General features: G+C 71.2%; 18 protein-coding genes. 4 read left to right on the top strand and 14 right to left on the bottom strand.

Annotated features, from left to right (window positions below; all coding sequences use genetic code 11):
* Positions 1–65 precede the first annotated feature (65 nt).
* The 3 genes from QWU11_RS36820 to QWU11_RS36810 all read right to left on the bottom strand — a co-directional run bounded on the left by QWU11_RS36820 (position 66) and on the right by QWU11_RS36810 (position 2788).
* The gene (locus tag QWU11_RS36820; protein WP_290119147.1) at positions 66–884 is read right to left on the bottom strand and encodes a TIGR03936 family radical SAM-associated protein; all 819 of its coding nucleotides are present in this window, start codon (positions 882–884) and stop codon (positions 66–68) included.
* Positions 885–950: 66 nt separating this feature from the next.
* Positions 951–1631: a hypothetical protein gene (locus tag QWU11_RS36815; protein WP_290119146.1), complete on the bottom strand. Its 681-nt coding sequence runs from the start codon at positions 1629–1631 to the stop codon at positions 951–953.
* An 80-nt stretch (positions 1632–1711) separates the two neighbouring features.
* Positions 1712–2788 (bottom strand): LacI family DNA-binding transcriptional regulator, encoded by a 1077-nt coding sequence (locus QWU11_RS36810; RefSeq protein ID WP_290119145.1) that lies wholly within the window; start codon positions 2786–2788, stop codon positions 1712–1714.
* 93 nt (positions 2789–2881) lie between these two features.
* On the opposite strand from QWU11_RS36810, the gene QWU11_RS36805 reads away from it, so the two are divergent.
* Entirely contained in the window at positions 2882–3100 is a 219-nt protein-coding gene (locus QWU11_RS36805; protein WP_290119144.1) for a hypothetical protein, read from the top strand.
* Positions 3101–3677: 577 nt separating this feature from the next.
* Here QWU11_RS36805 and QWU11_RS36800 read toward each other — a convergent pair.
* From QWU11_RS36800 to QWU11_RS36755, 10 genes are all read right to left on the bottom strand, one after another.
* Entirely contained in the window at positions 3678–5594 is a 1917-nt protein-coding gene (locus tag QWU11_RS36800; RefSeq protein WP_290119143.1) for a TIGR03960 family B12-binding radical SAM protein, read from the bottom strand.
* A gap of 94 nt (positions 5595–5688) precedes the next feature.
* On the bottom strand, positions 5689–6864 hold the full coding sequence (rodA, locus tag QWU11_RS36795; protein WP_290119142.1) for a rod shape-determining protein RodA: 1176 nt from the start codon (positions 6862–6864) through the stop codon (positions 5689–5691).
* Complete coding sequence (mrdA, locus tag QWU11_RS36790; RefSeq protein WP_290119141.1) at positions 6861–9014, bottom strand: penicillin-binding protein 2; 2154 nt, start codon at positions 9012–9014, stop codon at positions 6861–6863. The genes rodA and mrdA overlap by 4 nt, the downstream gene beginning before the upstream one ends.
* Before the next feature lie 7 nt (positions 9015–9021).
* Positions 9022–9567, bottom strand: a complete 546-nt coding sequence (mreD, locus tag QWU11_RS36785) for a rod shape-determining protein MreD (RefSeq protein WP_290119140.1) — start codon at positions 9565–9567, stop codon at positions 9022–9024.
* Between the two features lie 2 nt (positions 9568–9569).
* On the bottom strand, positions 9570–10550 hold the full coding sequence (gene mreC / locus QWU11_RS36780; RefSeq protein WP_290119139.1) for a rod shape-determining protein MreC: 981 nt from the start codon (positions 10548–10550) through the stop codon (positions 9570–9572).
* Positions 10551–10562: 12 nt separating this feature from the next.
* Entirely contained in the window at positions 10563–11594 is a 1032-nt protein-coding gene (locus QWU11_RS36775) for a rod shape-determining protein (RefSeq protein ID WP_141958406.1), read from the bottom strand.
* Between the two features lie 189 nt (positions 11595–11783).
* On the bottom strand, positions 11784–12194 hold the full coding sequence (gene ndk, locus QWU11_RS36770; protein WP_290119138.1) for a nucleoside-diphosphate kinase: 411 nt from the start codon (positions 12192–12194) through the stop codon (positions 11784–11786).
* A gap of 135 nt (positions 12195–12329) precedes the next feature.
* On the bottom strand, positions 12330–13772 hold the full coding sequence (locus tag QWU11_RS36765) for a hypothetical protein (RefSeq protein WP_290119137.1): 1443 nt from the start codon (positions 13770–13772) through the stop codon (positions 12330–12332).
* A 121-nt stretch (positions 13773–13893) separates the two neighbouring features.
* Positions 13894–14211 carry a DUF4233 domain-containing protein gene (locus tag QWU11_RS36760; protein ID WP_290119136.1) on the bottom strand — a complete coding sequence of 106 codons (318 nt, stop codon included), beginning with the start codon at positions 14209–14211 and terminating at the stop codon, positions 13894–13896.
* 52 nt (positions 14212–14263) lie between these two features.
* Positions 14264–15640 (bottom strand): folylpolyglutamate synthase/dihydrofolate synthase family protein, encoded by a 1377-nt coding sequence (locus tag QWU11_RS36755; RefSeq protein ID WP_290119135.1) that lies wholly within the window; start codon positions 15638–15640, stop codon positions 14264–14266.
* Positions 15641–15738: 98 nt separating this feature from the next.
* Here QWU11_RS36755 and QWU11_RS36750 point away from each other — a divergent pair, with 98 nt between their 5' ends.
* A complete protein-coding gene (locus QWU11_RS36750; RefSeq protein ID WP_290119134.1) occupies positions 15739–16902 on the top strand; it encodes a hypothetical protein in 1164 nt (387 codons plus the stop codon).
* 2 nt (positions 16903–16904) lie between these two features.
* On the opposite strand, the gene QWU11_RS36745 is transcribed toward QWU11_RS36750, so the two are convergent.
* On the bottom strand, positions 16905–18974 hold the full coding sequence (locus tag QWU11_RS36745; RefSeq protein ID WP_354670931.1) for a SpoIIE family protein phosphatase: 2070 nt from the start codon (positions 18972–18974) through the stop codon (positions 16905–16907).
* A 109-nt stretch (positions 18975–19083) separates the two neighbouring features.
* Here QWU11_RS36745 and QWU11_RS36740 point away from each other — a divergent pair, with 109 nt between their 5' ends.
* Both QWU11_RS36740 and QWU11_RS36735 read left to right on the top strand, forming a co-directional pair.
* Positions 19084–22923: a HAMP domain-containing protein gene (locus QWU11_RS36740; RefSeq protein ID WP_290119132.1), complete on the top strand. Its 3840-nt coding sequence runs from the start codon at positions 19084–19086 to the stop codon at positions 22921–22923.
* A 13-nt stretch (positions 22924–22936) separates the two neighbouring features.
* Positions 22937–23554: a response regulator gene (locus tag QWU11_RS36735; protein ID WP_290119131.1), complete on the top strand. Its 618-nt coding sequence runs from the start codon at positions 22937–22939 to the stop codon at positions 23552–23554.
* Positions 23555–24814 lie beyond the last annotated feature (1260 nt).

The following is a 24814-nucleotide window of genomic DNA, read 5'->3' as shown; positions in this document are numbered from 1 at the left end:
GCCGACAAAGTCATCAGGGGTGCGCCCGGCCGCCGATGAGAATCCATGCGATGCACGGAAATCGCCTACGGCTGAGCACCGACGGCGTCCGGCTCCGCATTCCGTACGGCGTCCGCGGTCTCGGCGGCAACATCGCCTGCCGGTGCGGTCTGCCGGTCGGGGGCCAGCGGGTCGGTGAGCTCACCGGTGGATTCGTCAAGTGCCCCCTGCGCCAGCCGCGTCACCAATGGAGGCGACGGCGGCGCGAGGCCGGCCACTAGCCGAAGTCCGGTGAGGACGTCGTCAGGTCGAACGGCGGGTGTCGTGTGCCGAACAACCATTCGAAGTATGGCACACTGCGCATCCGCGTCCTCGGTGGCACGCCGGTCGAGCTCGCACGCGATCACCGCGGCACGGGCGTCGAAGGTCCGGCGTCCCTTCTTGGTGAGGCGTTCGACCTCGATCTCGTCGGCCGCCATGAAGGCGGCCACGGCGGCGCCGGCGGTCTCCGGGGTGACCCCGTCGAGACGCACAAGCCAGCGCGATGCCTCCAGCTGCTCCGCCAGCGCCCCGGCCCGCGCCTCGACGACGTCGAGGATGTCAAGACCCTCGGGAAGCGCGTCGTCGAGACCGGTCCGCAACCGGTCCGGATCACAGGGGGCGGTCAGCCCGATCTCAAGATATTCCGCCTCACTGGCAACACCAGTGGCCGCCGCACCCGCGTACGAGATCTTCGGGTGGGGGGTGAATCCGGCACTGAAGGCCACCTGGATCCCGGCGCGCCGAACAGCGCGTTCCACGGCCCGGGAGATGTCTCGGTGGCTGGTGAACCGCAGTCTGCCGCGCTTGGCGTAACGCACGCGGAGCCGCTGGATCACGGGGGCCGGTGCCGGGCCCTCCGGCATGGGTGCCAGTGTTTTGATCCTTCCTACTCGCGCCAGGTATGAAGTCTTACTTCTAAGAGTACGGGGTCAGGGGCGCCTTGCATCCAGCCCGAGCGCCCTGGTGACCGAACGTGCGGCCGCGCGTGCGGGTTCCCAGACCCGGACGCGCAGCCACCGGGCCGCCGGCCGTACGGTCATCCGCCAGGCCCAGCCGATCGCGCGGAACACCGGCACGGCCAGCACCCGCCAGGCGAAGCGCAGGGGCCGTACGAGCAGGTGGAACAGCACGAGGCCGGCCAGGTGCCAGGTCCACGCGAGGAACCGCCCGAAGGCTCTCAGGAACGGCCACAGGACGCGCCAGAGCAGGCTGAGGCCGCGGCCGAGCCACCGCAGGACGAAAGCGACCGCGGTCCAGGCGATCTTCATGACCCAGGCGAGGGCGATCCCGGCCGGCCGGAGCAGGTACCGGTACACCACGCGCCCCAGCGGCACCAGCAGCCGCAGGGCCACCCAGCGCAGCGCGTACGCGAGCGGCCGGAGCACGTAGCGGAAGAACGCCCGGCCCAGCGGTGCCAGCACCTCCCGGCCCAGCCAGCGCAGCGGAAGGACCACGAACACGCGCAGCGTCCAGCGCAGAGGCCGTACGAGCAGGGTGTACAGCAGCCATCCGAGCGGCCGCAGCACGTACGCCCCGGTGAGCCGGGCGAGCAGCCTGAGCAGCTCCCACAGCAGCCGTACCGGAACCACGACGATCAAAGCGGGGATCACCAGGCATCCCGGAGCATCACTTCGCACGATGGGTACGACGCGCCGTCCGGCCGGCGGGTTTCCCCCGTGACGAGGCGTCCTCAAGTGGCCAGGGCGTCCCCGGGCGCGGCGGTCGTACGGCGGATGATCAGCCGGTGGTCCATGAGGACGCACGGGGACGGGTCCTGGCGCGAGGGCTTGAGCAGCAGGCGCCCGGCGGTGGTGCCCTTCTCGGTGATCGGCTGCCGGACCGTGGTGAGCCCGGCCGGTTCGGCGGCGGGAACGTCGTCGAACCCGACCACCGACAGATCGCCGGGGATCGTGATGCCGCGCTGGGCCGCGACGTCCATGACCCCGAAGGCGATCTCGTCGGTCGCCGCGATCACGGCGGTGGGCCGCGGCCGCAGGTCGAGCAGGTGCTCGGCCGCCCGCCGCGCGATCTCCCGGTCGTTCGTGGTGCGGTGGATCGGCACGTCGCCCCAGGAGACTCCGGCCTTGACGCAGGCGTCGTGGTAGCCGGCCAGCCGGGCGCGCCCCGCGCCGAACCGGTGGTCGCCGGCCAGGTCGACGTCGAGCCAGTCCGCCGGCCTGGTGGCCGCGGCCTGCGCCGCCATGGGCTGGGCCGCCACGATCGCGATGCGCCGGTGGCCGAGGTCGAGCAGGTGCGTGGCGACCTCGCGGGCGGCGATGCGGTCCTCGATGCCGACGAACGGCACGCCCTCGACGTACGGGTGGTCGACGGTCACGACCGGAAGCCGCCGGCGCAGCACGGTCTCCACCAGCGGGTGCCCTTCCGGGGAGAACAGGCAGAAGCCGTCGACGACCGCATCGCCGATCACCTCCTCGGCGACGCCCGGCGAGGGCCACCCGATCAGGTGCAGCCCGGTGCCGGACTGCTCGGCCACGCGGGCGAGCCCGCGGAGGAACCCGACCGCGTACGAGTCGGCGAAGGCGTACGAGAGCGCCTCGGTGAAGACGACGCCGATCACCCCGGCACGGCCGCGCCGCAGCGTACGGGCGGCGGGGTTCGGGCCCGGGTAGTCGAGCTCCTCGGCGACCTCCATGATCCGCTGGCGCAGCTCTTCCTTGAGCTGGTCAGGGCGTGAGAAGGCGTTGGACACGGTGGTCCGTGAGACACCGACCCGGTCGGCGATCGTCTGTAGCGTGACGCGTTCCACAGTCCGAACCCTATTTCTGAATTGATTCAGAGGCGACAGCGCCGTAGTGTCATACCTGGTTCTGAATCGATCAAGAGGCCTAGAGAGGGGCAAATGGAACCGCTGCAGTTGATCGCGTTCGAGTCCGCACAGCGCCAGGCACGTCAGCACGTGCTCGACTCGCTTCCGGGGGCGCCCCGCGTGCCCTACACGCCGACCCGGCGCCAGGACGCCGTCGTCCAGATGCGGCAGACCGCTCGCACGCATCTGGCCGGCATGCTGCGTCGCACCGCCGACCGGGTCGACCCCTGCCCAGCCCCGTCCGCGGGCTGACCCATCCCGATCCGGCGGCCCCCGGGCTTCCCCGCCGGATCCCACTGACTTGGTCGCCGACCACGGGCTTCGGCCTCCGGTGACCGGCCCTGTGAGGGACCCGAACCAAGCTCCCCAAACTTGTTAGGCGCACCCTCACAGGGTTTCTCTCGTCCCGTGAAGGGACATCGAAATCCGGCGCGAGGCGTCCATGAGGCGGACGCCTCGCGGCCGGTACCCCTCCGCGGCAGAGCCTCCGAGCCAAGCCGCTGGGAACCGCGTCCGCGCGCCCACGCCGCCCGGCACGGAGCGGAACCCCGCATGGACCTGCCCGGCTCCGAAGCCGACCTCACCAAACCGGCGGCATTACGCCGCCGCGCCCACCGACGCTCGCGCCGTCTACTCGCCCTGCGCATCCGCGCGGCCCGACACGAAGCGATGCCCCGCACGAACCTCGTTACGCCGCCGCCCGCGCCCGGCGTCAGGTCGTCCCCCGCATGCGCGGCCCGGCGGGTGTTGACGGAGTTCCACGTGCCGATGACCAGGGCCGTCCCCCGTATCCGCGGCGCGGCGCGCGTACGTCCTCGGCGGTTCGGCCTCAGACCACGCTCAGGGGCAGGAGCCTCTTGCCCGTGGGGCCGATCTGGATCTCGGTGTCCATGGTCGGGCAGACGCCGCAGTCGTAGCACGGGGTCCAGCGGCAGTCTTCGACCTCCTGGCCGTCGGTCGCCTCCTGCCAGTCCTGCCACAGCCACTCGCGGTCGAGGCCGGCGTCCAGGTGGTCCCACGGGAGCACCTCGACCTCTTCGCGCTCGCGCACGGTGTACCAGTCGAGGTCGACGCCCTCCAGGGTCAGCTCGGCGGCCTTGCGCCAGCGGTCGTAGGAGAAGAACTCACTCCAGCCGTCGAACCGGCCGCCGTCCTCCCAGACCGCCTGGATGACCTTGCCGACCCGGCGGTCGCCGCGTGAGAGCAGGCCTTCGATGACCGACGGCTCGCCGTCGTGGTAGCGCAGGCCGATCGCGCGGCCGTACTCCTTGTCGCGGCGCAGCGCGTCCTTCAGCGCCCGCAGCCGCCGGTCGACGGTCGCGTGGTCGCACTGCGCGGCCCACTGGAACGGCGTGTGCGGCTTGGGCACGAACCCGCCGATCGAGACCGTGCAGCGGATGTCGCGGCGGCCGGTCGCCTCACGGCCCGCCTTGATGACGCGCTTGGCCATGTCGGCGATGGCGAGGACGTCCTCGTCCTCCTCGGTCGGCAGCCCGCACATGAAGTAGAGCTTGACCTGCCGCCAGCCGTTCTCGTACGCCGTGGTGACCGTACGGATCAGGTCGTCTTCGCTGACCATCTTGTTGATCACCTTACGCATGCGCTCGGAGCCGCCCTCGGGCGCGAAGGTCAGCCCGGAACGGCGCCCGCCGCGCGAGAACTCGTTGGCGAGGGTGATGTTGAACGCGTCCACGCGGGTGGAGGGCAGCGACAGCGACGTGTTGGTGCCCTCGTACCGGTCGCCGAGGCCCTTGGCCACGTCGGCGATCTCCGAGTGGTCCGCGCTGGACAGGCTGAGCAGCCCGACCTCCTGGAACCCGGTGTTCTTCAGCCCCGTCTCGACCATGTCGCCGATCGTGGTGATGGACCGCTCGCGCACCGGCCGGGTGATCATCCCGGCCTGGCAGAACCGGCACCCGCGCGTGCAGCCGCGGAAGATCTCCACGCTGAACCGCTCGTGCACGGTCTCGGCGAGCGGGACCAGGGGCTTCTTGGGGTACGGCCACTGGTCGAGGTCCATGACGGTGTGCTTGGCCACCCGCCACGGCACACCGGGCCGGTTGGGCGCGACCCGCTGGATGCGGCCGTCCGGCAGGTAGCTCACGTCGTAGAACCGCGGCACGTAGACGCCGCCGGAGCGCGCCAGCCGCATCAGCAGCTCGTCGCGCCCGCCGGGGCTCCCCTCGCCCTTCCACTCACGGATCACCTCGGTGATCGCCAGCACGATCTCCTCGCCGTCGCCGAGCACGGCGGCGTCGAGGAAGTCGGCGACCGGCTCGGGGTTGAAGGCCGCGTGACCGCCGGCGAGCACGATCGGGTGCTCGTCCGTACGGTCGGCCGCGTGCAGCGGGATGCCGGCGAGGTCGAGCGCGGTCAGCATGTTGGTGTAGCCGAGCTCGGTGGAGAAACTGATCCCGAACACGTCGAACGCGCCGACCGGCCGGTGCGCGTCGACGGTGAACTGCGGGATGCCGTGCTCGCGCATCAGCGCCTCGAGGTCGGGCCAGACGCTGTAGGTGCGCTCGGCGAGGACGCCGTCGCGCTCGTTGAGGAGTTCGTAGAGGATCTGGACGCCCTGGTTGGGCAGGCCCACCTCGTACGCGTCGGGGTACATCAGGGCCCAGCGGACCTGCGCCTCGTCCCAGTCCTTGACCGAGGAGTTCAGCTCACCGCCGACGTACTGAATCGGCTTTTGCACCGCGGGGAGCAACGGCTCCAGGCGGGGGAACAGCGACTCGACGGACATGGCGAAAGCCTCCGGAGAAAGGATGGGATTCAAACCCCGAGCCTACCGTCGCCCGCCGCCCGCCCCGGTCAGGACGGCCGACAAGCACGCGAAGTCACTCGTACGGATTGTGGCGCAGGTGGACGGCTTCCAGGAGGCCGATGGCGATCATGTTGGCGAAGGTCGCCGATCCCCCGTACGACACGAAGGGCAGCGGCAGGCCGGTGATCGGCATGATGCCCACCGTCATGCCGATGTTCTCGAACGTCTGGAAGGCCAGCCAGCACACCACCCCCGAGGCCACCAGCAGCCCGAACAGGTCCGCCGCCTGCATCGCGATGCGCAGGCCCCGCCACAGCACCACCCCCAGGAGAGCGGTGATCAGGGCCGCGCCCGCGAAGCCCAGCTCCTCCCCCGCCACCGTGAAGATGAAGTCGGTGTGCTGCTCGGGCACGAAGTGGCCGATCGTCTGCTCGCCGTGGAACAGCCCCTTGCCGAAGATGCCGCCCGAGCCGACCGCGATGCGCGCCTGTTCGGCGTTGTAGCCCGCGCCCCGGGGGTCCCTCGACGGATCGGCGAAGGCCGTGAAGCGGTTGATCTGGTAGGGCTTCAGCAGGTGCAGCCGCCACACCGCCAGGGCGCCCGACACCGCCCCGCCGAGCAGGCCGAGGACCCAGCGTTTCGGTGCGCCCGACACCGCCAGCATGCCGATGATGACCGTGCCGAACACCAGCGTCGTGCCGAGGTCCGGCTGGAGCATCACCAGGGCGGCCGGGAGCGCGGCCAGCGCCAGGGCGATCAGGATGTCGCGGCGGCCCGGCCCGACCTCCCCGTCGCGGGGCTCGCCGAGGATCATCGCCAGGAGGACGACCATGCCGACCTTGGCGAACTCCGACGGCTGGAGCTGGAAGCCGCCGCCCAGGGTGATCCACGAGTGCGACCCGTTGACCGTCGCGCCGAGCGGCGTCAGCACCGCCACCAGGCCCACGCAGGCCGCCGCGTACACGATCGGCGCGTACGCGCGCATCAGGCGGTAGTCCAGCGCCGCCGTGACCCCGCCGAGCACGAGGCCGACCAGCAGGTTGAAAAGGTGCTTCTTCAGATAGGAGTACGGGTCGGCGCCGGCCTCGGTCAGGCCCGCGCGCGTCGCGGAGAACACGAGTACCGAGCCGAGGGCGGACAGGGTCGCCGCGACGCAGATCAGCGTCCAGTCGAGCCGTCGCAGCGGCGTGTCCGAGAGCCGGCCGAGCAGGGACCGGCGCTCCAGCGGACGGCCGTACCCGCTGATCATTTGTGCTTCTTCTTCCGTGGCGGCGGCCCGGCCGCGACCGGCGCCTTGCTCGTCCCGTCGTCGAAGCCCGGGGGCGCCACGACCGTGCCGTCCGGCGCGAGTGCCGGCAGGCGGTCCGGCACCTTGCCGTCGGGCAGGTCCGCGCTCTTGCCCTTGCGCAGGCCGTACATGTCCTCCCAGATCTCGCGTACGGCCGGGGCGGCCGTGGTCGCGCCGGTGCCGGTCTGGGTGACCATCACGACCACGACGTAGCGCGGGTTCTTGGCCGGGGCGTAAGAGGCGAACCAGGAGTTGTCCTTCTTGCCGAAGACCTCGGCCGTACCCGTCTTGCCCGCCACGGCGAGCCGGTCGAGCGGGAACCCGCCGAACGCCCCCGCGGCCGTACCCTCCTTGGGAACGTCGGCGAACGCGCTGCGCATGTACGACAGAACCGTGCGGGAGATCGGCAGCCGACCGGCCTTCACCGGTTCGATCCGCCGGGCGATCGTGCCGTTCGGCGCGAGCACCGCCTTGCCGACGCGCGGGCTCCACAGCGTGCCGCCGTTGGCGACCGCGGCGTACGCGCGGGCGAGCTGCAGCGGCGTCACGAGCACGTCGCCCTGGCCGACCGCGAAGTTGGCCGCGTCACCGGCGCGGAAGACGTAGCCGTCGACGCAGTTCTCCGAGGCCATCGTCTTGAGGTACGCCGCGCGCGCCGGGTCGGTCTTGGCGACGTCGGGGTAGCCGGTCTTGCCGTGCTTGCAGTCGGAGGCCTTCGTGGCGTTCCAGTACTCGGTCTTCCAGGCGCGGCTGGGGATGCGCCCGCTGGACTCGCCCACCACGTCGATGCCCGTACGCGTCCCGAAGCCGAACGCCTTGGCCATCTTGACCATCGGGTCCTTCGGGCTCTTCACCGGGTGCATGGCCCCGTCGCGCTGCCACTCCTCGTACGCGAACCGGTAGAAGATCGTGTCGCAGGACATGACGATCGCCTTGTGCAGGCTGATGTCGCCGCCGGACTCGCCCTCGAAGTTGCTGAACGCGCGGGCGCCCACCATGTACGACGACGGACACGAGTAGATCCCGTGCAGCGGATAGCCGTCCTTCACCGCCGCCGGCAGCGAGGAGATCTTGAAGGTCGACCCGGGCGCGAACTCGCCCTGGGTGACCCGGGAGATCAGCGGCTGGCCCTTGCTCTTGTTCAGCAGCGCGTCGTACTCGTTCTGGGAGATGCCGCCGGTCCACACGCTCGGGTCGTACGTCGGGTAGCTCCCGAGCGCCATCACCCGCCCGGTGCGCACGTCCATGACCACGCCCGCCGCCGAGTCGGCCGGGTCGCCGCGTTTGTGCGCCGCGTCCACCGCGTGCTTGAGCGCGGCCTCCACGTCGCCCTGGACCTTGGCGTCGAGGCTGGTGACGAGGTTGCCGCCGGAGACCGGGGGCTTCTCCGAGGCGATGCCGGTGACCCGTCCCTGGCTGTCGACCAGCACGCGGCGTACACCCGGCGCGCCCCGCAGGTCGCCGTCGTAGACCGCCTCCAGGCCGTCGCGGCCGATCAGGTCGACACCGCTGTAGCCGGTGACCTTGATGCTCTTGCGCTTGTTCAGCTCCTCCTGGGTGATCGGCTGGAGGTAGCCGAGGGCCTGCGCGGCGCCCGCCCCGTCCGTACGCGGATAGTCGCGCACCGCCTGGAGCTGGGCGTTGATGCCGGGGAAGTCCTCCTGCCGCTCCCGGATCTGCAGGGCCTTCTTCGGGTCGGCGTGGTCGTCGATCGGGATCGGCTGGTAGGGCGAACCGGTCCAGCACGGCCGCTGGACGCCCGCGCCGCACAGCCGGATCTTGGCGGCGACCTGGTCGTACGGCACGTCCAGGACCCCGGCGAGCCGCTGGAGCACGCCCCGGCCACTGTCCTTCTGCCGCATCAGCGTCGTGCGGTCGGCCGACACGACCAGGGCCGTACGGTTGCGCACGAGCGGGCGGCCCGCGTCGTCCAGGATCTGCCCGCGCGGGGCGGGCACGATGATGTCGCGGATGCCGTTGTCGGCGGCCACCTTGCGGTAGTGCGCGCCGTTCATGACCTGGAGGTACCAGAGCCGGCCGCCGAGTGACAGCAGCAGCGACATGACCAGCACGTGCAGCACCACCAGCCGCAGGTGCGAACGCGAGCCCATGGATCTCCTATCTCGCCCGGTAGAAGCCGGGAACCGGGTCGAGGCCGGCCGAGTCCCTCGGGCGTTCGGCGCGGCTCGTCAGGCGGAGCACGACCCACACGACGAACGGGCTGGCGACGATGTCGTAGAAGACCTGCAGCGGCAGCACGTGGGAGACGACCGGCCAGCGGGCGCGCGGGTCGCCGAGCATCGCGCCGACCAGGACGTAGAGGACGGACCCGGCCAGGGCGCCGGCGGCCACGGTCACGAAGGGCAGCAGCGGCGCCCGGTCCATCTCCTCGGCGACCGAGCCGCAGATGTAGCCGATCAGGCAGTAGACGAGGGCGTAGCGGCCGATCGTGTGGTCGGCGGGCGGGACGATGTCGGTGGCCAGTCCCGCGCAGAAACCGGCGACGAGACCGGGCAGCGAGCCGTTGACCAGCGCGAGCGCGACGACGGCGAGCAGCACGAGGTCGGGGACGACCGAGCCGGGCAGCGGCAGCCGGTTGGCGACCGTCACCTGCAGGATCAGCGCGGCGACGATGACGATGGAGGCGAGGACGTTACGGGACACGATCAGCCTCTCGAGGTCGTGGCCGGAGCGGGCCGGGACTTGGGCCGCGCCGACGTGCCCGCCTGGGACGGCGGCGGCCGGCGCGGCGGCGCGGGCGGTGGCGCCGGGGGCGAGGTGGACGGCGAGGGTGGCAGGACGGAGTCGCGCGGGTTGCGTTTCGGCGCGGTGACCACGACGCCGACGACGTCGAGCGCGGTGAAGCGCACGAACGGGCGGACCTGTGCGGTGCGGGTGAGCGAGCCCGGCGTCCGCTCGATCCTGGTGACGGTGCCGATGGGGACGCCCGGGACGTACGGCCGGTCGCCCTGAGAGCCGAAGGAGACGATGCGCTGCCCCGGCTGCATGGCCACGGTCGAGTCGAGCAGCTGGAACTTCAGCGCCGAGCCGCCGCGACGGCCGCCGCCCTGGACGATGCCGATCTCATCGGAGCTCTCCAGCCGGCCGCCGATGGAGGACGCCGCGTCGGTGGCGAGCATCACCGTCGAGGTGGACGGCCCGACCCGCGTCACCCGGCCGACCAAGCCGTCGCCGGACAGCACGGTCATGTTCGCCTTGACGCCGTTGGAGCCGCCCACGTCGAGGGAGACGGTGTCCTCCAGGCCCTGGCCGGAGGAGATGACCTCGGCCGGGACGATGCGGTAGCCGCCGAGCCCGGACGTGCCGAGGAGCCGGCTGAGCTGGTCGGCGCGCTTGCGGTCGATCTGTCCGGTCCGGAGCTGCTGGCGGAGGCGCTGGTTCTCGCGTTCGAGCGTGCTGATCCTCCGGTGCGCGCCGGGCGCGCCGGTGAACGTGTGCACGGCGCCGGCGACGGGGCGCACGACGGCGGTGGCGCCGTGCTCGATCGGGCCGAAGATGGCCTCGCCGAAGCCGCGCAGCGCGCTCAGCGGCGAGTCGTCCCCGCCGCGGTAGTCGACAGTGATCATGGCGAGCGAGACGAGCAGCAGGACACCGAGGACGGCGCGAGTTCGCCGGGTGTCGTTCACCGGCCTGATGCCCTAACGCCTGGGTTCGGGTACGAGGACCTGCCGCAGCGCCTCGAAGTCCTCGACGCACTTGCCCGAGCCGAGGACGACCGAGTCGAGAGGGTTGTCGACCATGTGGATCGGCATGCCGGTCTCTTCGCGCAGGCGCTCGTCGATGTTCTTGAGCAGCGCGCCACCGCCGGTCAGCGCGATGCCACGGTCCATGATGTCGCCGGACAGCTCGGGCGGGCACTTGTCCAGCGTGGTCTTGACCGCGTCCACGACGGTGTTGACCGGTTCCTCGATCGCGCGGCGGATCTCCTCGGCGGAGATCACGACGGTCTTCGGCAGGCCGCTGACGAGGTCGCGGCCGCGTATCTCGGCGTGCGGTTCGTCCTCGAACGGGTACGCGGACCCGATCGCCATCTTGATCTCTTCGGAGGTGCGCTCCCCGAGCATCAGGGAGTACTCCTTTTTGGCGTAGGAGATGATCGCCTGGTCGAGCTCGTCGCCGCCCACGCGGATGGACTGGCTGGTCACGATGCCGCCGAGGGAGATGATCGCGACCTCGGTGGTGCCACCGCCGATGTCGACGACCATGTTGCCGGTCGGCTCGTGCACCGGGAGCCCGGCGCCGATCGCGGCGGCCATCGGCTCCTCGATGATGTAGACGCGTCTGGCCCCGGCCTGGTAGCCGGCCTCCTTCACCGCGCGCTGTTCCACCCCGGTGATCCCGCTGGGCACGGCCACGACGATCCGTGGCTTGGCGAAATGTCTGCGTTTGTGCACCTTTTGGATGAAATAGCGCAACATGCGCTCAGTCACGTCGAAGTCGGCGATGACGCCGTCCTTCAGCGGACGCACGGCGACGATGTTGCCCGGTGTGCGGCCGATCATCCGCTTCGCTTCGATGCCAACGGCGACGATCTTGCCCGTGTTCGTGTTGATCGCCACGACAGAGGGCTCGTTGAGGACGATGCCGCGACCGCGGACATAGACCAACGTGTTCGCCGTACCCAGATCTACCGCCATGTCACGGCCGAGGAACGACAGCTTGTTACCCATGAAGAAAGGCAGCCCTTCGAGATTGGCGGGCGTGCAGGAGCGCATTGTCATGGTAACTCGGAACACGCCAGTTGATGCAGGACCAATCGTCGCGCGTCGCCCGTCGGTGAAGCTCCGGTCAGGACCCGGTCACGCTAAAACAAACGCGCGGACCGGAGTGGCTCCGGTCCGCGCGTGTTGGTACCGACGTCAGAAAAGGTTGGGGAAGAAGAGCTTGATCTCACGCTCGGCGGAGTAGGCGGAGTCGGAGCCGTGCACGATGTTCTCCTGGATCTCCAGCGCGTGGTCGCCGCGGATCGTGCCGGGCGCCGAGGCGACCGGGTCGGTGGCGCCGGCGAGGGCGCGGAAGGCCTCGATCGCGCGCGGTCCCTCGACCACGATCGCGACGAGCGGGCCGCCCGTGATGAACTCGACGAGCGAGGCGAAGAACGGCTTCTCCCGGTGCTCCTCGTAGTGGGCCTCGGCGACCTCGCGCTCGAGCGTGCGAAGCTCCAGCGCGACCAGCTTGAGGCCCTTGCGCTCGATGCGCGCGATCACGTCGCCGACAAGTCCCCGGCGGACGCCGTCGGGCTTGACGAGGACAAGAGTGCGTTCGGACACGGGTGGTTCTCCTCGCGTTCAAGGGGTGGATCGTTGGCGCAGGGCGGCGAGGGCGCAGGTGCCCGGTGCCGACCTGGATCCGCGGCGATGGCGGCTCGCGTCGGCGCGCTGACCGGCCCCCGCGTGGCTGCGATCCTACCCGGCCCTTACGGGGGCCTCGCTCGTGTCCGGGGCCGCCGCCGGGCCGGTGACGCGGTGCCGGTGCCCCCGGCTCGCCCAGAGGGTCGCGAAGGCCAGGACCACCGCGATGGAACAGGCTCCGGCGAGCCACAGGCGGTACGCCTCGGTCAGCGCCCGCAGCGCCTCCGCCGTGCCTCCGCCCGCCCGTACGGCCGCGTCCACCTTGGCGACCTGGAGCGGCCCGACGACGAGGTGCCCGCCCAGCACGGCGGGGACGCAGAGGGTCAGGCCGAACAGGCCCGGACCCGGCTCGGCGGCCCGCAGCGCGGTGCCCACGGCCAGGCCGACGCCCGTGCCGAGCGCGCCCAGTGCGCCGGACAGCTCCCACCGGTCGGCGCCGATCCCCATCGCCAGGAACGCCACGAGCGCGGCGACCGCCAGCCCGTATCCGCAGATCACCGCCCCGCGGCCGGCGGCGCGCGCCGACGCCGTCGCGGTCAGCACGGCCAGCGCGGCACACGCCGCACCGGCCGCGAACGGCCCGAACGGCATGCCGCGCCCGCCCAGCAGACCGGCCAGCGGCCCGGTCACCGGCATGGTGAGCAACCCCGCGGCGATCATGACGACGGCGTACCCGAGCGGGCTCCCCATGGCCGCGCCGCGCGAGCCCGCCAGCGCCAGGCCGAGCAGGCCCGTGACCGCGCACGCGGCCAGGATCAGTTGACCCCCGGGCGACCAGTCGTAGCCGGTGGCGACGGCGAGAAGGGCGAACCCCGCGGAGGGGACGACGGGCAGCAGCAACAGCGCGCGCTCGCCCCGGGTCGCGACCCGTTCGCCGGCCTCGGGAGCGGCGTGCCGGCGCAGCAGGGCGAGCAGGCCCGTGCCGACGAGGGCGGTCGCGACCAGCCACCAGTACGGGTGCAGGATCTCCCGCCACGCCCCGGCGTCCACGGAGTACGGGGCGGGCGTGGCGATGAGGGCCGCGGGCGTGGCGAGCACGAGGGCGGCCACGAGCGCCGCCGCCCACACGCCCGCCGCGAGGCGGCGCTCGGGCCGCTCCCAGGCGAGCCGGAGGGCCGCCGGCAGCACCGCGCCCGCGCCGGCTCCCTGGGCCGCCCGCACGAGCCCGGTGAGGGGCACGGAGGTGACGTAGGCCGCCGACGCCTGGGCCGCGAGCATGAGCGCCAGGCCCGCGAACAGGACGACCCACGCGGTCGGCCGGCGGACCGGCACGGCGGCCAGCGGCGTGACGAGCAGCAGGGCGGGCAGCGCGAGCCCCGCGGCCCGTACGAAACCGGCCGCCCCGCCGCCGGACAGCCCGAGGTCGCGGGTGGCCAACGGCACGACGTAGGACGCCGTGTTGGGGAGGACGAGCACCGCCGCGGGCACCGCCGTGACGAGGACGAGCAGCAGGACGGAGAGCCCGGCCAGATCACGTCTTTCGGGGAGATTGAGCATCGGGACGGCCTCCCGGAGTCAAGACCCTCGCCACTCGAGAAAACCCCCAATAAGGAAATGTCCTATTTTTAATAGAACATTGCTTTCTGTCAGCGAGGAACGCGTAAAGGTCAACGCGACATTATCGCGCCGGGGCGCCTTCCACGCGCCGTCCGAGCCAAATTGCCGTCGCCCAGAGTGCCGCAAATATGATTCCGAGGATAAACATCGCAGTAACCATAAAACCGGTAGCAATTACAAGAATCTGCAAAACACTCCCGGCGATGTACGCCCACCGGTACCGCAGCAGACCTGCGATGATCACCCCGAGAACGGCGAGGGCGCCGCCCGTGAACCCGGCCGTCGTGGCGTCCGTGTGCGTCACGGAGATCGCCACCGGAATCGACAGAGCGGTCACCACCGCCTGCAGAGTGAGGACGACGGCACACAGTCTCTTCACGCTCGAACCGCCTTCGCGACGCGGCACTCCGGGCGCGCGCCGATCATCTCGATCATTCCGGCGCCCTCATGAGCAGCCGGGCGTCGCCCGCGGTCGCCACCGAACCGGTGATCAACACGCCGGCGCCCGCGAACTCGCCGACCTCGTCGGCCAGGCCGATCCCCTTGTCGATCGCGTCGTCCAGCCGGGGCACCAGGTGCACCCGGTCCTCGCCGAACACGTCCTGCGCCACGGCCGCCAGGTCGTGCGCGGCCATCGAGCGCGGCGAGGAGTTGCGGGTGACGATCAGCTCGTCGACCACGGGTTCGAGCTCCTCGAGCAGCCCGGTGACGTCCTTGTCGGCCATCACGGCGAGGATCCCGATCAGGCGTGTGAAGCCGAACTCCTCGGTCAGCGCGCCGACGGTGGCCGCCATGCCGGCCGGGTTGTGCGCGGCGTCGACCAGCACGGTCGGCCCGGTCCGTACGACCTCGAGGCGTCCCGGCGACTCCGCGTTCACGAACGCCGCGCGTACGAGGCTCGGGTCGAGCTGGTCGGGGGCGAACTGCAGCGCCTCCTCGCCCGGCTCGGCCGCCGCGGTGGACCGCCCGCTCGCGAAGGCCTCCACCGCCGCGAGCGCGCACACCGCGTTGTCGGCCTGGTAGTCGCCGAACATCGGCAGGAACACGTCGTCGTACACCCCGTGCAGGCCCTGCAGGCGCACCTGCTGCCCGCCGACGGCCAGCTCGCGCTGGAGCACACCGAACTCCAGGCCCTCGCGCGCGATGACCGCGCCCACCTCCGTGGCCCGGCGCACCAGGACCTCGGCGGCCTCGACGGGCTGCTGGGCGAGGATGGCCACGGCGCCGGGCTTGATGATCCCGGCCTTCTCCGTCGCGATCTCCGCGATGGAGTCGCCGAGCATGGGCGTGTGGTCGAGCCCGATCGGCGTCACCACCGCCACGGACCCGTCGGCCACGTTGGTCGCGTCCCACGTGCCGCCCATGCCGACCTCGATGACGGCGACGTCGACGGGCGCGTCCGCGAACGCGCTGAACGCCATCGCGGTCAGCATCTCGAAGAAGGAGACCTTCACCTCGTGCTTGGCGTCGATCATCTGCGCGAACGGCAGGACGTCGTCGTACAGCTCGGCGAAGCGCTCGGCGCTCACCGGACGGCCGTCGACGGCGATCCGCTCGCGCATGGTGTTCAGCTCGGGGCTGGTGTAGAGCCCGACCCGCAACCCGCGCTCGCGCAGCAGGGCGTCGATCATCCGGGCGGTGCTCGACTTGCCGTTGGTCCCCGTGACGTGGATCACCGGGTACGCGCGCTGCGGCGACCCGAGAATGTCGGCCAGGTCCCGGATCCGGTCCAGCGTCGGGTCGATGTCCCACTCGACCCCGCGCGCCCTGATGCCGGAGACGGCCTCCTCATAGCTGGTCCCAGTCACGTTCAGCAGCCTACTGGCGACCGGGCCTCCCGCCGTCGGCCCCCGCCGCGCTCCGGCTATCGTCGGGCAGCCGCACGTGCCGACCTGGGAGGACGTGGATGATCGCCGCCTTCTACGAGGAGTGGCTCCAGCGCCGGCCGGGCGAGCGCCGGAGTCTGCGGCGCGCGGGCCGGCTCGCCCAGGCCCTCGGGACGACCGGGCCGGGCGTCCCCGTGCTCACGGTCGTCGGTTCCAAGGGCAAGGGCACGGCCGCGACGTACGCCTCCGCGTGGATCGCCGCGGCCGGGTGCCGGGTGGTGACGGTCACCAGCCCCGCCCTGCGCTCCGACACCGAGCGGATCCGGGTCGACGGGGCCGTCGTCTCGGCGGACGAGCTGGCCGCGCTCGGCGCGCGGCTGCGCGCGGCGGCCGGGCCTCCGCCGCGAGACCGGGACGGCTACCTCTCGCCGAGCGGGCTGTTCACGCTGGCCGGGATGCTGCACGCGCGTGACGTCGGGGCCGGGGCCGTCGTGCTGGAGGCGGGCATGGGGGGCGCCTCCGACGAGGTGAGCCTGTTCCCGCCCTCGGTGGTCGCGATCACCGAGGTGTTCGGCGAGCACCTCGGCGTCCTCGGCGACACTCCCGCGGAGATCGCCGCGGAGAAGGCCGGCGTGGCCACCGCGGCGACGCACTCGATCGTCTCCCTCCCCCAGACGCCCGACGTCGCGGCGGTGATCGCGGCGACCGAGGTGGTCACCGGCCTCCCGGACGTCCCGCTGCCCTCCGGGCTCGGCCGGCGCAACGCCGCGCTGGGCTGCGTCGCCGCCGCCCGGCTGCTCGAGGGGATGGGCCGTACGGCCGGCGACCGCCTGGACGCGGTCCTGGCCTCCGTACGGCTCCCGGGCCGTACGTCGTGGCACACGATCCCCGGCGCGGAGGTCCTGGTCGACTCGGCGATCAGCCGGGCGGGGGCCGCCGCCGCGCTCACCGAGGCGTACCGGCACTGGGACCGGATCGACCACGTCCTGGTCTGCCTGCCCGACCACAAGGACGTGCCGGGGGTCCTGGCGGAGCTGGACGGGCTGCCGGTGACCGCGGTGCGGATGCCGGACCGCGAGAGCCTGCGCTTCACCCGTACGGGAGCGGCCGTCGACGCCGCCGGCCTCACGCCCGCGCGGATCGCCGCATTCGGGCGGCGGGTGCTCGTGCTCGGCACCGGTTACTTCACCGGCCGGATCCTCGATGTGATCGACGCCCCCGCCGACCGCTTGTTCGAGGCGTGAGGTCACTCCTCGATGCGCAGGACGATCATCGCCATGTCGTCGTGCGACGGCTCGGTCGAGAAGGCGCGCACCGCCCGGCTGACCTTCGCCGCCACCGCCCCGGCGCCCAGCCCGGCGCAGGACGCGAGGACGCGTTCGAGCCCTTGGTCGTCGCCGAGCAGCCGGTCGCCGTTGCGCCGCTCGGTCACCCCGTCGGTGAAGCCGAGCAGCAGGTGCCCCGGCTTCAGTGTCACCGTGCGCACCCCGAAGCTCGCCTCGGTGAAGACACCGAGCATCAGGTCGGACTCGTCCTCGCCCTCGACCGCGCCCGCCGGGCTCAGGAACAGCGGCGGCGGATGGCCCGCCGTCGCGTACGTCACTCTGGCCCCGCCGTTCTCGAGCTTCTCCACCTCACCGTGCAGGAGCGTCAGGAACCGCGCCCGCGGCCCCTCCTCCAGGATCAGCGCGTTGAGGCGTTCGAGCACCTCGGGGATCGAGTAGTTCTCCCGGCCGAGGATGCGCAGCGTGTGGCGGGCCAGGCCGGTCACCGACGCGGCCTCGGGCCCGGTGCCGCACACGTCGCCGATCGCGAACCTCCATCGCGACCCCACTCCGAACACGTCGTAGAAGTCGCCGCCGACCTCGCTGCTCTCCCCCGCCGGCTCGTACACGACGGCGAGGTCGAGCCCCGGGATCACCGGAATGTCCGGGGGGAGCAGGCTGCGCTGGAGCGTACGGCTCATGTCCGCCTGCTCCTCGTACAGCCGCGCGTTGTCGATCGCGAGCGCCGCGCGGCCGGCGAGGTCCTCGGTCAGCTCCAGCATGTCGCGGGTGAACCGCGCGCCCTTCGGGCCGCCGACGACCAGCATGCCGATGCTCCGGCCGCGGGCCAGGAGAGGGAAGACGTGCGCGACGTCGCCGGTCACCCGGTGCGCGGTGGCGGGCATGGCCGCGCCGGGCCGCGGCGCGAACCCCTCCCAGGGGCCGGGCTCGTCGGGCGGCGGCGCCGGCGGCAGCATGCCGAGCAGTGTGCGCAGGTCGGCCACCATCGTCTCGTCGGCGTGCCAGGCGTACGCGGGCAGCGCCACGTCGGTGTCGCGCACGGTGAACAGCGCGCACCAGGTCGCCAGCCGCGGGACGATCAGCTGGGCCACCAGCGCCATGGTCATCTGCTGGTCGAGGGTGCCGGCGAGCAGGCTGCTCGCCTCGGCGAGGAAGCCGAGCCAGCCGCGCCGGGCCCGCTCCAGCTCCATGAGGCGCGCGCGTTCGAGCGAGGGCGCCTGGCGGTCGGCGACCTGCTGGAGCCGCTCGACGTCGCTCTCGGTGAAGTGCGCGGCGTCCCGCGAGGCGGCGATCAGCAGCCCGATGCCCCGGCCGTCGATGACGAACGGCGCGGTGACCAGCGAGCGGATGCCCGCGGCCCGCAGGGCGGGAAGGTTGTACGGGCTGCCGCCCAGGTCGGCGTACACGCCCCTGCCGGCGACCGGGGCGCCCTCCAGGCCGAACTCCAGCGCGGCGCCCTCGGGCCGTACGCCGGAGGTGGCCTTCAGGATGAGTTCGGCGTCGTCCTCGGTGAGCAGGACGTAGACGCAGTCGGCGCCCAGCGCGTCCTGCGCGGTCTGCGCGGTGCGGTGGGCGAGCTGGTCGACGGTCGGCCGGGCCGACCGCGGCATCGTGATGATCTCCTCGTACGCCGGAGGCGACGGCGCCTGCGTCGCTCCCGCGGTGCCGGGCACGGTGAACCACACCTGTTTGTCGCCCTGCCCGTACGTGACGCCCCAGGAGATCGCGAGCGTCTCGGGGAACAGCAGGCCGCGGCCGCTGACCTGATCGCCGGGGATGGGGATCCGGCGGGCCTGGTGCCGGTCGTGCACCTCGACCCTCACCTGACCGCCGAGCGCCTCGCACACGACCTCTACCTCGGTCCCCGCGTGCACGATTGCGTTCGTAACCAGTTCGCTGGTGAGTAGCATGGCGTCGTCCACCTCGTCGACGCCCCAGCTACGAAGCGTATCCCCGACAAAACGCCGTGCAGCCGCGACTGATGCGACCTCCGGCGGGAAGGTCGCGTACCTCTTTGGGTTCTTCTCCACAGCCACTTGGATTCGTCTCGGGGATGCACGACGCTGCCATCGTGGCAGATTCCCCGGGTGGACTGTACATATCCCCGACCACCACGCATGGAAGGCGAGGTGCACGTTAATGCCTCGGAGCACTCCCCATGCGCCGGTGAGCGCCCAGTATGACGAGACCGACCTGCGGCCGGTACTCGACGCGCTCAGAGCCCTGCGCGACGGCGATTTCGAGACCAGGCTCGATACCACCGGTGACGACGTCATCGCGGAGATCGGCTCGGTCTTCAACGAGGTCCAGGCACGTGCGGGCCATCTGACCGGGGAACTCGTACGCGTCCAACGTGAGGTTCGTCACGAAGGCCGGATCGACGAGCGCCTCGGCGCGGGCGGCGAAGGCTCGTGGGCCACGGGGAACGCCGCGGCCAACGCGCTGATCGACGCCCTGGTCCAGTCCGCGACCGCGATGGCCCGGGTGGCCGACGCCGTCGCCGACGGTGACCTGAGCCAGCGCATCGAGCTGGACACCGGCACCCGGCCGTGGCGCGGCGAGCTCCTCCGCATGGGCACCGGCGTCAACCGGATGGTCGAGCACCTGGACGAGTTCGCCGCCGAGGTCACGCAGCTGGCCCGCGAGGTCGGCGCGGAGGGCCGCCTCGGCGGCCAGGCGACGCCGCGGGACCTGTCGGGCCGCTGGCGCGACGTCACGGGCGCGGTCAACGCGATGGCCAGCCGCCTGACCGGCCAGGTGCGCGACATCGCGCTCGTGACCACGGCGGTGGCGCGCGGCGACCTGACCCGCAAGGTGACCGTCGAGGCCACCGGCGAGCTGCTGGAGCTCAAGGAGACCGTGAACACCATGGTCGACCAGCTCTCGTCGTTCGCCGACGAGGTGACGCGCGTGGCGCGTGAGGTGGGCACCGAGGGCCGGCTGGGCGGCCAGGCGCAGGTCAGTGGCGTCAGCGGGGTCTGGAAGGACCTCACCGACAACGTCAACTCCATGGCCGGCAACCTCACCGGCCAGGTCCGTAACATCGCCCAGGTCGCCACGTCGGTCGCCAACGGCGACCTGTCCAAGAAGATCACGGTCGACGCGCAGGGCGAGATCCTGCAGCTCAAGGACACCCTCAACACCATGGTCGACCAGTTGTCGGCCTTCGCGAACGAGGTCACCCGCGTGGCGCGTGAGGTGGGCACCGAGGGCCGGCTGGGCGGCCAGGCGCAGGTCGGCGGCGTCAGCGGGGTCTGGAAGGACCTCACCGACAACGTCAACTCCATGGCCGGCAACCTCACCGGCCAGGTGCGCAGCATCGCCCAGGTGGCGACCGCGGTGGCCGGCGGCGACCTGTCCAAGAAGATCACCGTGGACGCGCAGGGCGAGATCCTGCAGCTCAAGGACACCCTCAACACCATGGTCGACCGGCTGTCGGCCTTCGCCGACGAGGTGACCCGCGTCGCCCGCGAGGTCGGCACCGAGGGCAACCTCGGCGGGCGCGCCAAGGTCGGCGGCGTCAGCGGGGTCTGGAAGGACCTCACCGACAACGTCAACTCCATGGCGGACAACCTGACCTCCCAGGTCCGCAACATCGCCCAGGTGACCACCGCGGTCGCCAACGGCGACCTCACCAAGAAGATCGACGTCGACGCCCAGGGCGAGATCCTGGAGCTCAAGACGACGATCAACACGATGGTCGACCAGCTGTCCGCGTTCGCCGGCGAGGTCACGCGGGTGGCCCGCGAGGTCGGCAGCGAGGGGCGCCTGGGCGGCCAGGCCGAGGTCGAGGGCGTTTCGGGCACCTGGAAGCGGCTCACCGAGAGCGTCAACGAGCTGGCCAGCAACCTGACCCGCCAGGTGCGCGCGATCGCGTCGGTGGCCAGCTCGGTCGCCCGCGGCGACCTCACCAAGGCGGTCTCGGTCGAGGCGCGCGGCGAGGTCGCCGAGCTCGGCGACAACGTCAACCTCATGGTCGCGAACCTCCGCGAGACCACCCGCACCAACCAGCAGCAGGACTGGCTCAAGACCAACCTCGCCCGCATCGCCGGCCTGATGCAGGGCCACCGCGACCTCATGGAGGTCGCCCGGCTGATCATGAGCGAGGTCACCCCGCTCGCCTCCGCCCAGTACGGCGCGTTCTACCTCGCCGAGGAGAGCGACGGCGAGCGCGAGCTCGTGCTCAAGACCGGGTACGGCGTCGGCAAGGACCAGATCGACAAGGTGCGGTTCGGCTTCGGCGACCGGCTCGTCGGCCAGGCGGCCGTCGAGCACAAGCCGATCCTGGTCGACGACCTGCCGACCGGCTACATCACGATCGGCACGGGCCTGGGCCAGGCCTCGCCGGCCAACGTGATCGTGCTGCCGATCCTGTTCGAGAACCGCGTGCTCGGCGCGATCGAGCTCGCCTCGTTCAGCCCGTTCTCCGAGGTGCACCTGGCCTTCTTCGACCAGTTCGTGGAGACCATCGGCGTCACGATCAACACGATCACCGCCAACTCCCGAACGGAGGCTCTGCTGGCCGAGTCGCAGCGGCTGACCGTCGAGCTGCAGGACCGCTCCAGCGAGCTGCAGCGCCAGCAGGCCGAGCTGCGCCGCTCCAACGCCGAGCTGGAGGAGAAGGCCGCGCTGCTCGCCAAGCAGAACCGCGCGATCGAGATGCAGAACTTCCAGATCGAGCAGGCCAGGCGCACGCTGGAGGAGCGCGCCGAGCAGCTCGCGCAGTCCTCGCGCTACAAGTCCGAGTTCCTCACCAACATGTCCCACGAGCTGCGGACGCCGCTCAACAGCCTGCTGGTGCTCGCCAAGCTCCTGTCCGGCAACCCGGACAAGAACCTCACGCCCAAGCAGGTCGAGCTGATCAAGACGATCCACGAGTCGGGATCGGACCTCCTGCGGCTGATCAATGACATGCTCGATCTGTCCAAGGTCGAGGCGGGCAAGATGGAGCTGCACCCGCAGCGCATCGCGCTCGCGGAGCTGGTCGACTACGTCGACGCGACGTTCCGCCCCATGGCCGCGGACAAGGGCCTCGCCTTCGACGTCTACGCCGAGCCGGGCCTGCCGCACGAGCTCTACACCGACGAGCAGCGGCTGCAGCAGGTGCTGCGCAACCTGCTGTCCAACGCGGTGAAGTTCACCTCCACCGGCGAGGTACGCCTGACCGTGCGGCGCCCCGTGGACGTGGCGTACGTCGATCCGACGCTGGCCGCGAACCCTGACGTCATCGGCCTGGCGGTCACCGACACGGGCATCGGCATCGACGAGCACAACCTGCGCTCGATCTTCGAGGCGTTCCAGCAGGCCGACGGCACCACCAGCCGCCGCTACGGCGGCACCGGGCTCGGCCTGTCGATCAGCCGCGACATCGCCCAGCTCCTCGGCGGAGAGATCCACGTCTCCAGCCGGCCGGGCGACGGCAGCACGTTCACGCTGTACCTGCCGATCAATTACAACGGCCCGGTCGACACCGCCCTGGCCGCGCCCAGCGAGAAGCGCGCCCCGGCCGCCGTGCAGCCGCCGCCGCTCCCGGCGGCGCCGCTGGAGCTGCCCGAGGCCGAGGCACCGCTCGAACAGCCGATCGACGACGAGGTGCTCTCGGGCCGCAAGATCCTGATCGTCGACGACGACGTGCGCAACATCTTCGCGCTGACCTGTGTGCTGGAGCAGTACGGCATCGAGGTGCTCTACGCGGAGAACGGCCGGGAGGGGATCGACACCCTCGACCGCAACGAAGACATCGATCTCGTCCTCATGGACGTCATGATGCCGGAGCTCGACGGCTACGCCACCACCGAGGCCGTACGCCGGATGCCGCAGTTCGCGGACCTGCCGATCATCGCCCTGACGGCCAAGGCGATGAAGGGGGACCGGGAGAAGAGCATCGAGTCCGGAGCGTCCGACTATGTGCCCAAGCCTGTCGACGCGGACCATCTTCTTGACATCATGAGGGCGTGGCTAAGTCGGCCGCGTACGTGATGGAGGGTTGATCGTGGCCGAGAAGGCGAACATTCTTCTGGTCGATGACCGGGACGAGAACCTCGTCGCTCTAGAGGCGATCCTCAGCTCCCTGGACCAGAACATGATCCGCGCCCGTTCGGGGGACGAGGCACTCCGGGCGCTGCTGACGAACGAGTTCGCGGTGATCCTGCTGGACATCGTGATGCCGGGCATGGACGGCTTCGAGATCGCCCGAGCCATCAAGCGCCGCCGCAAGACGCGCGAGGTCCCGATCATCTTCTTGACCGCGGTGGACGCGGGGCCGGACTACGCGTTCCGCGGTTACGCGGCGGGGGCGGTGGACTACATCTCCAAGCCGTTCGACCCGTGGGTGCTGCGGACGAAGGTCTCGATCTTCGTGGAGCTCCATCGGAAGAACCAGCAGCTGCGGGAGCAGTCGGAGCTGCTACGGACCCAGTTCGCGGCGGCGCCGGCGGGAGAGTTCGCGGCGGAGCTGAGCGAACGGCTGACGGCGGTGGAGGATCAGGTCGGCGCGTTGAGCCGGTGGGCGGCCAAGGACGAGGACGCGGCCACGGCGATGAACGCTCTCGAACAGCGGGTGGGCGAGCTCCGGACGGCCATCGACACCCTCCGCACGCCTGGGGACTGACGCAGAGGCCGCGGTCGCCGTCCGGGAACCGTCCTGTGGGGCGGCGACAAGGCCCAGGAAGCCCTTGTGCGCTCTACGCCGGGCCGCCCTGCTCTCACGACCGGGCAGAAGGTCACGGGCGGGCTGAGAGCGGTCCGGCCCGGTACGGCGCCGGTCTCCCGCTCTAACATCGCCCCGAGCAGCCGGCGTTCTCGAACGTCTCCCAGGCCACCTCCAGCAGCACGTCTGGCGATGGCCGCGGTGGAGAACGCGTTGCGGAGAGCCGGTCGGAGAACGCGTTGCGGGGGTCGGCGGCGCGCACCACTCGGCCGGGCCACCTCATGTGGCCTCCCTTAGTGGCGGATGTGGCGGATCTCGCCGCTGGAGGCGCATCTGTCGGCCGTGGGAACCGACCGCCGGCGGCAGAGTCGGGACTCGTGCGATCAGCGCGCCACGGCCTCGCCTAATGACCACCGCGATCTCCGCCGCCGGTCGGCCGTGAGTCGTCCGCGGCCGGCGGCTCTTCGCGCACCGACGCCCCCTGCGGAGCTCTGCGACTCCACCAGGTCCTGATACCCGGCGCGTACGACGATCGCCGCTCGCCTCCACGCCGGGAGCGTTTCGATGTGGTGCACCACATCTCCTGAGCGCCGGAGCATGGCGCCTCATCCGCCGCGGTCGTGACGGCGACCATGACCGTCTGCGCGGCGACCATGACGGCCAGCGCCGTACGCGCTCCAGAGGCCCGTGCCACACTCCGCAACCGCGTCTTTCCGCTCGCCCTGTCGAGCACGGCGGTCCCGGTCACGCCGCCGCTCGCGGCGGTCGCGTCCGGCCCGCCAGGCCATCCGATAATGGCTCACCACGGCCGGTGCGTCGCTCGTGGACTCGGCTTGTAAGGCCGCTCGTCGGGTTCGGCCTGTACGGCCGGACTTCGCCGTGGCGGTGGGCTCGCGTCCCGGCCCCTCACCGCCGCCGCTCAATGCTCGATGGAGATCTCTGTCCGGAGCATCAACAAGTGATGTCCGCACACTCCGCGGCAGGACGCCGTTCGGCCACGGGTGCGCGTTCGGCGGCCTGCTCCGCGTCGCCAGCTGTAAGCCCACCCAATTCGACGCCGCGAATGGCTCGCGCCTTTCCTGCACGCGGCCAGATTTTGGGCATTGAAAATGGGAAGAGGAGAAGTCCCGTCACCCTTTGGGGGGTGGGTTCTTCTCCTCTTCCCTTATATGTTTATGTCCGGCGGTGTCCTACTCTCCCACACCGTCCCCGGTGCAGTAC

It is taken from the genome of Actinomadura sp. DC4 (assembly GCF_030406325.1).
In the GTDB taxonomy this organism is placed as follows: Bacteria; Actinomycetota; Actinomycetes; order Streptosporangiales; family Streptosporangiaceae; genus Actinoallomurus.
Note: the sequence above shows the minus strand (reverse complement) of the source record. Positions and strands in the feature narration are given on the sequence as shown.

Excerpts from the sequence above, each read along its gene's own strand:
- QWU11_RS36820 (WP_290119147.1), bottom strand. The coding sequence starts at position 884 with ATGCCGGAGGGCCCGGCACCGGCCCCCGTGATCCAGCGGCTCCGCGTG.
- QWU11_RS36805 (WP_290119144.1), top strand. The coding sequence starts at position 2,882 with ATGGAACCGCTGCAGTTGATCGCGTTCGAGTCCGCACAGCGCCAGGCA.
- QWU11_RS36800 (WP_290119143.1), bottom strand. The coding sequence starts at position 5,594 with ATGTCCGTCGAGTCGCTGTTCCCCCGCCTGGAGCCGTTGCTCCCCGCG.
- rodA (WP_290119142.1), bottom strand. The coding sequence starts at position 6,864 with ATGATCAGCGGGTACGGCCGTCCGCTGGAGCGCCGGTCCCTGCTCGGC.
- mrdA (WP_290119141.1), bottom strand. The coding sequence starts at position 9,014 with ATGGGCTCGCGTTCGCACCTGCGGCTGGTGGTGCTGCACGTGCTGGTC.
- QWU11_RS36775 (WP_141958406.1), bottom strand. The coding sequence starts at position 11,594 with ATGGGTAACAAGCTGTCGTTCCTCGGCCGTGACATGGCGGTAGATCTG.
- QWU11_RS36765 (WP_290119137.1), bottom strand. The coding sequence starts at position 13,772 with ATGCTCAATCTCCCCGAAAGACGTGATCTGGCCGGGCTCTCCGTCCTG.
- QWU11_RS36750 (WP_290119134.1), top strand. The coding sequence starts at position 15,739 with ATGATCGCCGCCTTCTACGAGGAGTGGCTCCAGCGCCGGCCGGGCGAG.
- QWU11_RS36740 (WP_290119132.1), top strand. The coding sequence starts at position 19,084 with ATGCCTCGGAGCACTCCCCATGCGCCGGTGAGCGCCCAGTATGACGAG.